Below are 11,196 nucleotides of genomic sequence, written 5' to 3'. Positions count from 1 at the left end.
ATATAAAACGTGGCATTCGTGTTGTAAAGAACAAGTCAAATCTAAATGTTAAGACCATGTTCAAGAATTACCTCAAAACTATTTACCGAAATATAAAACGTGAAAAGCTTTTCACTTTACTCAATCTGTCTGGTCTCGGACTTGGCTTGGGTTGCGTGTTAGTCATATTCAAAATAATTAGTTACGAATTGAGTTTTGATAAGCATCACTCAAATTATGATAACATTTATCGAGCAGTGCGCGAAAGTAGGATTAGTAGCGGTATCAGTTATAATGAAGGTGTACCACATCCAGTAGGTGAAGGACTGAGAGCTGACTACCCTGAGTTGATCGTAGCAAGAACCCACTATGAAAATGGTCAAATTGCAGTTCAACGGAAAGATGGTGACTACGACAGGTATCAAGAAGATGATGGGGTTGTATTCGCTGAGTCCAGTGTCTTTGCAGTTTTTGATTTTGGATTTATTGCCGGTGATTCAGCAACCTGTTTGGACCAACCGAATAGTGTCGTAATCTCTCGTTCTAAGGCCAAACAATATTTTGGGTTGAATGATGATAATCTCGATCAGGCTATGGGCCAACAAATTCTCTACGAGAATAAGGTCTTACTGACGGTCAAGGCACTTATTGAGGATTACAAAGAAACCACGAACATTCCTTTTAGTGTATTGATTCATTATGAGAACCTCGACGGTATTAACCCTTATTATAGAAAAGGAAACTGGGGTAGCAATAGCTCAGCAACCAACTGCTATATGTTGGTTCCCGATCAATTCGACGTGGCCAACTTCGAAGAACTGTTGGTAGGGTTTGTTGACAAATATCATGGGGAAAATGCGTCAGTCGATTTGAAATACAACATGCAACCGTTGAGTGATATCCATTTCAACACGAGGTATGATAATTATAATGAAAGAATTATATCATTAGAGTTCATAAAGGCACTGGGGATTATTGGGATATTCTTGATACTGACTGCCGCCATTAATTTTGTTAACCTAACCACAGCTCAATCGATTAAGAGATCGAAGGAAATAGGAATTAGAAAGACGCTAGGTGGCAAATCTGGTCAACTGGCCATTCAGTTTTTGTCAGAAACGCTGATCATTACGTTGGTGTCTTCTTTTGTAGGGTTAATATTTGCCGAAGTGCTTTTGATCTACCTGGAAGATATACTTGACTACAAACTATGGATCAACCTATTTGAAGAACCAACGACACTGCTATTCCTAATTATTAATATTGTTGTTATTGGACTTCTGGCGGGTGTTTACCCTGCATTGTCCATGTCCAGATTAAATCCAATTGCCGCATTAAGAACTAAGTTCAATATAAAGGCTGGGAGCGGTTTCTTATCATTCAGACGTGTGTTGGTCATTATTCAGTTTGTGATCACTCAAGTGTTAATCATTGGGACGATTGTGGTACAAAGCCAGATGGACTACTTTCTGAACAAGGATTTAGGTTTTGAAAAGGACAATATCATTTTGACCTATTTACCTAACAAGGATAAAGAGAATTTAGACCGATTAAAGACTAATCTACTCGCAAACCCTGATGTGAAGCAAGTTTCATTTACTCTGAGCGCACCTATGGGCACATCCAATTCCAATTCTCATATTCAACATCACAGCATTCCTGAAGGGGAAAATATGAGAGTGAATTTTAAATTTGGTGATAAAGATTATCTTGATCTATATGGTTTGAAATTGGCAGCGGGGCAGTGGATAGAAAAATCTGATACGAGCCGTATCCTCGTCAATAGGAAATTGGCTGAAGCTTTAGGTTACAACAACCCACAGGATGCGATTGGCGAAAAAATAAGCGGATGGTATAGAGACATGCGAATCGTGGGAGTGGTTGAAAACTTCCATACACATTCCTTACAGCAGGAGTTTGTCTTTTGCATTTTCATGAATAATAACCGTATGTATTATGAAATGGCAGTAAAGGTTAATTCGGCGGGCCAAACCTTAGACGATGTTGAACCAACTTTGAAAGCGGTTCAGAAAGAATGGGAGACCGTCTTCAACAAAGACATTTACGACTTTGAATTCTTCGATGAGCAACTAGCCAGTCGATATGATCAGGAGAAGAATATGGGAAGTATGTTCAAGCTCTTTTCAGTCATTGCCATTTTTATTGGTTGCCTGGGTCTATATGGTCTGGTATCATACATCGCTAATAAAAAGACCAAAGAAATTGGTGTTCGTAAGGTATTGGGGGCAAGCACTTTCAATGTGCTACATATTTTCTCGCGCGAAATGCTGATCCTTGTATTTATTTCTTTTCTGATAGCTGGCCCTCTGAGCTATGTCGCTATGCACGATTGGTTGGACAACTTTGCCTATAAAATTGATTTGTCTTATATGATTTTTGTGTTAGCCTTATTGATCAGTTTCGGTATAGCAATTCTGACTGCAGGATATAAGGCCTTCCTGGCTGCAAGAGCGAATCCTGTATTGTCTTTAAGAGACGAGTAGGTTAATTTTATCGCTAGAACTTTTAAAAAACCGATGTGTTCGACGCATCGGTTTTTTAAGTTATGTCGGATACCACTTTCTTGGATTGTCCTATTATTTGACTATCTTCTTATCAATTTTAATCCCAAGCTTACACCCACCTATTTCATCGGATCTACGTCAACTTGAATATGGCATTAAGTAAAATTTTCAGATCCTTTATTAATAATGGATTGCGGTACGGTAATAGTACTCTTGAGCGTCGCAGGATACGTCTAATCAATATTTTTAATGCGACGGGTGCGATTATAGTGTTGACTTTTTTTAGCATCAACCTGATAGTGGGCTCTATAGGTCATGGCTTTTTAGTGCTGTCTGGACTTTTGATCGTCACTGTGCCTGTGGTCGTATTGAATAGCAAAGGACGCACAGACATTGCAAAATATTATTTGACCATATGTGCGCTTTTGTTCTATAATGCGGTTGCGTATAAGTCGGTTTTTCAATTAAACAATCGCGACAACGGGTTCTTTCTGATTGGCTTTTCGACGATGATAATTGCACTTTTCGACAATCCGGCCAAGACCATTATATTTTTTTTAACTGCAGTATCTGCCGTTATGGTAAAGTATGTGCGCATTGTTCAGTTTAGTGTGGCAGGTCTGGAAAACGATATCATGTCCATGGTCAATTTGATTATTGGATTTATTTGCGTCTATTTCTTTACTGATATTTTTAAAATTGATTTGATCAAAAATGAAAAAAGAGCTAGAAGTTTTGCTAAAAAATTAGAAAGGCAAAAGTTCCTGGTCCAGTCAGAACGTGACGAATTGATCTACAATAAAAAACTACTGAGGACAACTATCGACAATCTACCTGTTTTCATTACAATGATGGATACCAGGGGAAGGTTTATCATTGTAAATTCCTCATTTGAAAAAGCACTCAAATTGGAAATTGAGGAGATCGAAGGTAAGAGTTATGATGAAGTGCTTGGAAGTAGGGTATCACGATTGGCCAAACCACTTTTTGAAAAATGCCTGGCAGGAATTGATGTCGAAATTAACCATCCTATTTTTTTCCCTTCGGGAGAAATAATACACGCTTTTGGGAAATACACACCTTTAGTAAACAATAGAGGCCGAGTGACTCATGTTCTGGCTTTTGTGACCGACATTCGAAAACTAAAAAAAACAGAGAGAAAGTTGCGTGAAATTAATGCTTCAAAGGATAAAATACTGAGTATCCTGTCCCATGATCTTCGAGGGCCGTTAAACTCCCTCAGCGGATTACTTGACTATTCCAAGGATTTGGATCCATCTGTTTTTGACAAATTAATGGAAAGTATAAAGAACCAAGTTGGTACACTAAACTTTACTTTGGACAATGTATTAAGTTGGGTTAAAACTCAATTAGGTGGGTTTAGCGCACATCCAAAAATGGTAGATCCGGCTAAATTGGTAAAAAATAGCCTCGATCTATATCATGAAAGATTCAGAGAGAAATCTATTATTGTAGAAAACGAATTGAAAGAAGGAAGGTATGTCAAAATAGACTCGGACCATATGGATATTGTCATGAGAAATTTGATAAGTAATGCCATAAAATTCACCCCGTTAGGTGGTAAAATTACGATTGGAGCTCAGCAGGGAAAATCTCAAATGAAGCTTTCCATAAAGGACTCAGGAGTTGGAATGAGTAATGAATTGATCACTCAAATTATGGCTGGCATAAACATGGAAAAACCTCATACCAGTCCTGGAACTAATGGAGAGAAGGGCACAGGACTTGGCTTAAACTTCTGTAATGATATTTTGAAACTCAATCATGCGACGATGGAAATTAAAAGTCGACCTGATGAAGGTACGGAAGTAGTAATTTGCATTCTAACTTCCTAGTCTTCTACTTCTAGCGCCTCTAATATATCAGCCAACTCATCGTATTCCTTGAAACCCGGTTTATCTTCCTGTGAGCCCTTGAGTTCAATGCCTGAAAAGGGCTGAATCTGTATAATGTGGTCTAATTGAGATAGCTCAACATCATAGGCCTTTATTAGAGGTACGGCAGATGGTTTTGTTAGCAATTCTTCAATATTGGGAATGAGTTGAGGAGACTTACAATCAACAATAATGTGTGTAAACTGCGAATCAATTGCTAATGCATCAGTTAGGGCATTCAGTCCAGTATGATCCAAAATCACTACATTTAACATCACCTGATAGCCGTTGCTGTGTAATATTTGTGCCGTTTCAATAGCATTAACCTGCACGTACGGAAATTTGTTTTCCGCTTGTAATTTGAGAATATCATCGACGTTCATATTGCCAAATTCCGCCACAAATTCCGGGCCCGCAACCCAGCCCATGATTTCATTCGCCTCGTCAATGGATATATAATTACCAGATGCAGGATCAATATCGAATCCTAAAAGATCTACACCAAAGCCAGCACAAAATCTTGCATCACTCAAATTGGTGATACTACCTACTTTTACAAATGTTTTTAGATTCATATCAATGTTGGCAATCGCCGGATAAAATTATTTTATGCAGTTCGAAATTCTTCGTGCACAAACTTCAGTAAAATTGCGCTGATAATCAATGATAAATCATGGAAGTAAAAGAAACGCTAGACAACAATTTTAAAGATGAAATCTTATCTGCCGATAAGGCCATTGTGAAGTATTATGCAGACTGGTGTGGGTCTTGCCGATTGTTCAATCCAAAATATAAGAGATTGGCCAGCGACGATAGGTTTGAGGGCATCACCTTTCTTAATGTCAACGCAGAAGAAAATCAAGAAGCTAGAAAAATGGCTGGCGTAACAAATCTTCCATTTTTTGCGATATTTGCAGAAGGAAAATTAGTGGACACAATGGCCAGCAGCAAAGAGGAAGCCGTAGTTGAGCTATTGAATAAATTGAAATAGAATGCAAATACCCGTAATAAAGCAATTAGTAGAAAATCATACCTCAGAGGAATTGGAGCAAGCAGAGTTTTGCCTGATGGAAGAAAAGGAGCTTCCGATTGAAGTGGGAGGCAAAGACGATGGTGAGGTGCTCACTCATTTGATCGCTGCAGGTTGGATTATCGAAAAAATGGAAAAAGATGATATTCCATTCCCAAAAGCTTTGAGAGCTTATACCGAAAAAGTTAGGACCTCTATTTCCTCATAGCCGGGAGAAAAGGAACCACAATTTATTCAAAGGATCAATTACAGTTGATCCTTTTTTTATGATCAGGAAAGATTCTTAGATCGGATAATTACTTGGGCAAAGCAGAAGAAAGAATTGATTGAGATTAAATTCAAAATTTGTGAGTATAATATTCAGAAGCAATTATATATTGCCGTCTCAGTTTGAGCGATCAATAATCTCAAATCTAAAGAAATCAATAATTTATCTAATACGTCTAAATCAAACCCTCAATGAATCCTATTTTAAATCGTAACCTGTTTTTTGTTAAAGAACATGTGGGCATGTTCAAGGCTGCTAATAATTATGACATACTTGACCCCAATAATCAAGAAATGATTATGACCTGCAGAGAGGAAAAGCTAGGTTTTTTCACCAAGATTTTAAGATTTACAGATTATAAAAGGATGACACCGTTTGATGTGGAGATTAAAACGGCCGACGGAGACAAAGTACTGAGTGTAAAAAGAGGGGTTTCCATCTTTTTATCCACTGTGGAAGTTTTTGATGAGAACGATGAATTAGTAGGTAAATTCGAACAGAAGTTCTTTTCGATAGGTGGGAAATTTGATGTTTTGGGCAAGAACGACAATGTGCTGTGCAAGCTCAAAGGGAAATGGACGAGCTGGGATTTCAAATTCGTAAGTGAAGATACTGAGTTTGCTCACGTGAGTAAAAAGTGGTCAGGATTGGGCAAAGAATTGTTTACCTCTGCGGACAACTATATGCTGAATATCGACGAAAAAGTACCTGAGAACAACCCATTAAGATTGTTGATACTCGCTGCAGTTATGTGTATCGATATGGTATTGAAAGAATAGCCAGGAAATTAATAAATCTTAAGAGTTTAATAAGAGCTACTTTTGCTTCTTGTAGCATAATCTAATGATGAAAAAGCAAGAAGAGGAGAAGGAGTCAACTGAATTGGATCAATCTCAGATCGATCAGTGCATTGCCATTCTGGAATCATTGAATTCAAATACGGATCAAATATTTGAAATTCCGAAAGACAAACGATTGGCATTAATCATGGCAGCGGGCCAACTGTCCAGACCCTCCAAAGAAGAACTGCTCAAGCGTAAAAAAGGCGCCAAGAAAATTGCTAGAAAGAAAGTCCTGCTGAAAGACAAGGAAGCTCGTAATGGCACCGGTATAAGAAGCGCACGCGAGGCCACTGTGTTTGTTGCGCCGACGATGATTGCTCTAACCGGTGAGTCAGACCAGGAAGTCATACTGACTTCTCCTAGGACGTGTTATGTGTGTAAGGAAGTGTTCAATACCCTTCATCATTTCTATGACACGATGTGCAAAGACTGTGGAAACTTCAACTATGGCAAGCGATTTCAAACGGCGGATATGACTAATCAGGTCGCTTTGGTCACTGGGTCCAGACTCAAAATCGGTTATCATATCACGTTGATGATGCTCAGAGCTGGAGCCACTGTGATCGCTACTACGCGATTCCCTAAGGATTCAGCGATTAGATTTGCCAAGGAGCCAGACTTTCAAAAATGGGGACATCGACTGAAAATCCATGGCCTGGATTTGAGGCACATTCCCAGTGTTGAAATTTTTTGCAATTTTATTGAGCAACGGTATGATCGACTGGATGTGTTGATCAACAATGCGGCACAGACGGTTCGTCGGCCAGCCGGCTTCTATCAGCATCTCATCCCTAATGAAGAAAAAAATACAGCTGATCTTTCTCCTTTTGCACAAGAGCTCTTGGCTGATCATGAATCCTGTCTTGAAGAATTAAAGACACTGAGTGCAGGTCTTGCAGATAACCAAAGCAAAAATCTACCTGTTTCATGGCATGGCAAACAATTGGGCGTGGGATTGAGTGCTTCAGCTCAATTGTCGCAAATACCCTATAGCATAGACAATTCCTTAACCGCTGAAGAAGTGTTTCCTGAAGGTAAATTGGATGCCGATCTACAGCAAATAGACCTCAGAAAGACCAATAGCTGGCGATTGAAACTAGGAGAGGTAGACACCATAGAAATGCTTGAAGTGCAATTGGTCAATTCAGTCGCACCATTTGTGCTAAACAATAGATTAGTCAACCTGATGAAAAAGGAGAACACGGGTACAAAACATATTATTAATGTCTCCGCGATGGAAGGTAAATTCCATCAGTTTCATAAAGAGTCCCGTCATCCCCATACAAACATGGCTAAAGCAGCACTAAACATGATGACTTTGACTTCGGCCTCAGATTTAGCTAAAGATGGGATATACACCAACGCTGTAGATACCGGATGGGTGACCGACGAGGATCCTGGGGAGTTGGCTAAAAGAAAAGAGGAACTTCACGATTTTCAACCTCCGCTGGATATCGTTGATGGTGCCGCGCGTGTATTAGATCCTTTGTTTGACGGTATCAATACGGGCAAACATTGGTGCGGTAAATTCTTGAAGGATTATAAACCTACTTCCTGGTAAGGTCGGTAAGTATCATTGCATACTAAAACTGAATACTCAACCCAATGAATGGTGAAACATATTTGGTAGTTTCATATCCATTTTCTGTTGGCGTAAACGTATAAAAATAATCAACGCCTGTCATCAAAAATTTATTCATGTGATAAATAAATCTTACCTTAAGTAAAGACCTTTCGTCCAGTGAGAAAGCATCCCCAAGATCTGATAGCCCTCCCTTAAAGTAATTGGCATGAACGGAGTACTTATCGAATAGGCGATCTACATCGGCATGTAAAGTCACCAAAGCAGGTGTGGCTTCACTGATATTATCAGGAATCATCAAACTACCACCCAAACTCAGCTTTTTTAGTACATGACCCGTCAGACTACCATATATACCTTGAGTTTTCTCAGCGGATGCTAAAGATAGGATTTTACCATCCTTGTTGATTTCATAAGACGTATCAAAAAACTGCGGGAGATAATAGTCAGAGTAGGAGAGTCGCTCTATTCTTATATCTGTACTCAACAAATCTGCTATGAAATGAAATCTAAAATTAAGCCCAGCGCTGATGCCACTACCTTTTTTAAAATCAGCAGTTGGTGTTTCTATTAGACCAGCTGTCTGTAATGTACTAATGGTACTTGTCAAGGTATCAGATATCACATTTAATTTGGAATAATTGGCGAACAAATCGATTTGAATAAATGGCACTTGCAGTAGGGTTAAACCAGCATCAATACCAAAAGCGCTTATTCCCTGCTTGGTGAACGCGTAGGTCGATGTACTTTCGGAAGAGCTTAACAACGAAGTCTGATCCTTATCTGATAAGATAGTGGTGCCAATTTCCAGGGTTTTAACGATCGGCACAAAAGACCAACTTAAGGGTCTGACATACGGTCTGATGGCAAACAGATTGAAGGAAGACGGATCGAAATCACTATATATCCCTTCAATGCCTACCAATCCCTTTACATTAAAGTCATAGTGCAAACCGATTTTCCTCTTTTCGTAGCTGGTGCTGTTGGAGTAATTGTTGATCAAGCCACCATATCCAAGCATAGTGCCTGATAGGGTTCCTACTTTCACATATACGGGATCAACTTTTTGTTGACCGTACCTTATATATCTAATCAATCGTAGCGCACCTACGCCATCCTCAAACATTTCTGTTCTAAAGCTCTTATCATCTAATCCATACAAAATGGGTACGTCAATGCCCACACCAACCTTTCCAATTTTGATTTCAGGAGCCAGCACAAGTCCGGCATATGCGTTCCCGTCGATGACGGTATAAGTAAAACCGCCATTAATGGCCGATGCGGTGTTTAAGGGGGGTAATCCTGCTCTGAAATCTTCACGGGGTTTATCATCTTTACCCTTTTCTTCTCTTTCGGCGCGCTTGGCCTCACGCTGTGCTTGCTTGAGCGAATCTTGAAGAATTTGAGCCTCTGTAGCCGCTAGATTGTCGACAGAGTTTTCAATGCTATCTACAACTACCGTGGGTTCTTCTAATTGTATTGAATCGGAAGGTAGAGGGGCGGGCTGTTCGGCCAGGGAGTCAGTTAATGGAAGGGGCTGCTTTACCTCCATATTTTTCTTCTTTTTCTTCTTGTCTTTTTTAGTACTTTCCCAGAGATAAGAATAGTCTGAAAAAGGGTCTTCTTCCGTGACTTCTTGCGCGACGGATAATGGGGATAGACTGGTCAAGAAAACCAGGAGGAGTAAGATTCTTGTCATAGCTGTTTTAACAGTACTGTTAGTTTCTAATGATTTTGTTTAGAAAGCGCCGCCAATATTAACGAATCGGCTGGTATTTATTGTTTGTCAAGTGAAGAAAACAGACAAAATGGAAATTAGAGCGATATTTTCTTTTCCTAAAAAAGCGGAGGCTCTCATCCAGCGTAATTTTTGCCATTTGTTGTCAGACAGAGGCGAAGAATGATGGAATTTACTTTTGTAATGTAGTATTGTTTATAATCTGATCTAGATAAACTGAATCCAATCGGCCAAGAACTTCCTCACTCAACCTCATAAAATCATTAGCCACTTCATTTTCTTCCTCAAAACTATAAATGGATCGATGCCCCCAATTAGCTTCGCTTACCTTAATACCCTGTCTTACGTTGTGAGACAAAAGTACGTCTCCCAATTCTTTCTCAGCCTGAAGTCTGATCATTTGATGATGACGCGTATTTTTCCTAAACAGGTTGAAAAAGACGCCAAGTACGTTGAGAGAAATTTCCCTTTCGACTTCTTTCAAATAGTGAAGCAACTGCCTGAAACCAGTTGTAGAATAGGAGTCCGGAATCGCCGGAATGAGGATGCTTTTGACATTGGCTAGAGAAAATTTTACGATTTTACCAAAATGAGTCGGGCAATCTAATATGATAAAATCATACTGTCTATTTACCTGAGCCAGCAGCTTATAGATAATGGTATTACCAAAGGAAATAAATTCTGAATTGGATTCGAGCTCAGCCATTTTTACATGACCGGGAATTATATGCAAATAACCAGATAACTCAAGAGGTTTAATGGCATGTTGTCTATTGTGTATGACATCTTTTAGGATAGTAAACAAATTAATTTCGTGTTCAACATTATCCGTAAGCGTATGAGTGAGATTTGCTTGCGGGTCACAATCAATCACCAGGACCTTGAAAGATCTGGACCAGCTCAATGCCAGATTAAGTGTGGTACTTGTTTTACCTACACCACCTTTAAAATTATAAATAGCAATAGTTCTGGACATGTTAGCATTCTAAAGAATTTACAACCGTATTGAATACGACTAAACAAATTCGTATGTCAATCGAACATAAATTACCTGTTATCAAAAACTGATAACCAAACTTGCCGAGGCGAAAAGCACCCTTTGATGAGAATTAGGTTGACTCAAAATTTACATAATTAAGTAATGGCTACACGATGCAATCCAATTACCGAATCAGGGAAATGTTTCTCAAAATACTGTTTACCGTTAGCTGATTGACTGAAAAAGTTAATAAAAAAATATGAGATTCTAATCATTAAGGACTGATTGATTATTTCGAATGAATCTGATTAGGTAATACACTAGCTGTCCATTTAAGAAAAATTCAACAAGTTTAGAT

The 11,196-nt window shown here is 39.0% G+C and carries 9 protein-coding genes; 6 read left to right on the top strand and 3 right to left on the bottom strand.

Features of this window, described 5'->3' with window-relative positions; translation table 11 throughout:
• Positions 1 to 56 precede the first annotated feature (56 nt).
• On the top strand, positions 57 to 2,483 hold the full coding sequence (locus tag ABJD64_RS10480) for an FtsX-like permease family protein (protein ID WP_348178460.1): 2,427 nt from the start codon (positions 57 to 59) through the stop codon (positions 2,481 to 2,483).
• A gap of 170 nt (positions 2,484 to 2,653) precedes the next feature.
• On the top strand, positions 2,654 to 4,360 hold the full coding sequence (locus ABJD64_RS10475; protein ID WP_348178458.1) for a PAS domain-containing sensor histidine kinase: 1,707 nt from the start codon (positions 2,654 to 2,656) through the stop codon (positions 4,358 to 4,360).
• Here ABJD64_RS10475 and ABJD64_RS10470 read toward each other — a convergent pair.
• Complete coding sequence (locus tag ABJD64_RS10470; RefSeq protein ID WP_348178456.1) at positions 4,357 to 4,974, bottom strand: hypothetical protein; 618 nt, start codon at positions 4,972 to 4,974, stop codon at positions 4,357 to 4,359. The two genes, ABJD64_RS10475 and ABJD64_RS10470, sit on opposite strands and share 4 nt — an antisense overlap.
• 98 nt (positions 4,975 to 5,072) lie before the next feature.
• On the opposite strand from ABJD64_RS10470, the gene ABJD64_RS10465 reads away from it, so the two are divergent.
• The 4 genes from ABJD64_RS10465 to ABJD64_RS10450 all read left to right on the top strand — a co-directional run bounded on the left by ABJD64_RS10465 (position 5,073) and on the right by ABJD64_RS10450 (position 8,100).
• Positions 5,073 to 5,390, top strand: coding sequence for a thioredoxin family protein (locus tag ABJD64_RS10465; RefSeq protein ID WP_348178454.1), 318 nt, complete (start codon positions 5,073 to 5,075; stop codon positions 5,388 to 5,390).
• 1 nt (position 5,391) lies between these two features.
• On the top strand, positions 5,392 to 5,637 hold the full coding sequence (locus ABJD64_RS10460) for a hypothetical protein (protein ID WP_348178452.1): 246 nt from the start codon (positions 5,392 to 5,394) through the stop codon (positions 5,635 to 5,637).
• A gap of 251 nt (positions 5,638 to 5,888) precedes the next feature.
• Positions 5,889 to 6,476 (top strand): phospholipid scramblase-related protein, encoded by a 588-nt coding sequence (locus tag ABJD64_RS10455; RefSeq protein WP_348178450.1) that lies wholly within the window; start codon positions 5,889 to 5,891, stop codon positions 6,474 to 6,476.
• A 64-nt stretch (positions 6,477 to 6,540) separates the two neighbouring features.
• Positions 6,541 to 8,100 carry an SDR family oxidoreductase gene (locus ABJD64_RS10450; RefSeq protein ID WP_348178448.1) on the top strand — a complete coding sequence of 520 codons (1,560 nt, stop codon included), beginning with the start codon at positions 6,541 to 6,543 and terminating at the stop codon, positions 8,098 to 8,100.
• A 22-nt stretch (positions 8,101 to 8,122) separates the two neighbouring features.
• Here ABJD64_RS10450 and ABJD64_RS10445 read toward each other — a convergent pair whose 3' ends face one another.
• Positions 8,123 to 9,820: a hypothetical protein gene (locus tag ABJD64_RS10445; RefSeq protein WP_348178446.1), complete on the bottom strand. Its 1,698-nt coding sequence runs from the start codon at positions 9,818 to 9,820 to the stop codon at positions 8,123 to 8,125.
• A gap of 211 nt (positions 9,821 to 10,031) precedes the next feature.
• On the bottom strand, positions 10,032 to 10,835 hold the full coding sequence (locus tag ABJD64_RS10440) for a ParA family protein (RefSeq protein WP_348178444.1): 804 nt from the start codon (positions 10,833 to 10,835) through the stop codon (positions 10,032 to 10,034).
• Between the last annotated feature and the right edge of the window lie 361 nt (positions 10,836 to 11,196).

The organism is Reichenbachiella sp., assembly GCF_039944555.1.
In the GTDB taxonomy this organism is placed as follows: Bacteria; Bacteroidota; Bacteroidia; order Cytophagales; family Cyclobacteriaceae; genus Reichenbachiella.
This window is presented reverse-complemented; position numbering and strand designations above follow the sequence as displayed.

Coding starts and splice junctions, on each gene's coding strand:
- ABJD64_RS10480 (WP_348178460.1), top strand. CDS start 57: ATGTTCAAGAATTACCTCAAAACTATTTACCGAAATATAAAACGTGAA.
- ABJD64_RS10475 (WP_348178458.1), top strand. CDS start 2,654: ATGGCATTAAGTAAAATTTTCAGATCCTTTATTAATAATGGATTGCGG.
- ABJD64_RS10470 (WP_348178456.1), bottom strand. CDS start 4,974: ATGAATCTAAAAACATTTGTAAAAGTAGGTAGTATCACCAATTTGAGT.
- ABJD64_RS10465 (WP_348178454.1), top strand. CDS start 5,073: ATGGAAGTAAAAGAAACGCTAGACAACAATTTTAAAGATGAAATCTTA.
- ABJD64_RS10460 (WP_348178452.1), top strand. CDS start 5,392: ATGCAAATACCCGTAATAAAGCAATTAGTAGAAAATCATACCTCAGAG.
- ABJD64_RS10455 (WP_348178450.1), top strand. CDS start 5,889: ATGAATCCTATTTTAAATCGTAACCTGTTTTTTGTTAAAGAACATGTG.
- ABJD64_RS10450 (WP_348178448.1), top strand. CDS start 6,541: ATGATGAAAAAGCAAGAAGAGGAGAAGGAGTCAACTGAATTGGATCAA.
- ABJD64_RS10445 (WP_348178446.1), bottom strand. CDS start 9,820: ATGACAAGAATCTTACTCCTCCTGGTTTTCTTGACCAGTCTATCCCCA.
- ABJD64_RS10440 (WP_348178444.1), bottom strand. CDS start 10,835: ATGTCCAGAACTATTGCTATTTATAATTTTAAAGGTGGTGTAGGTAAA.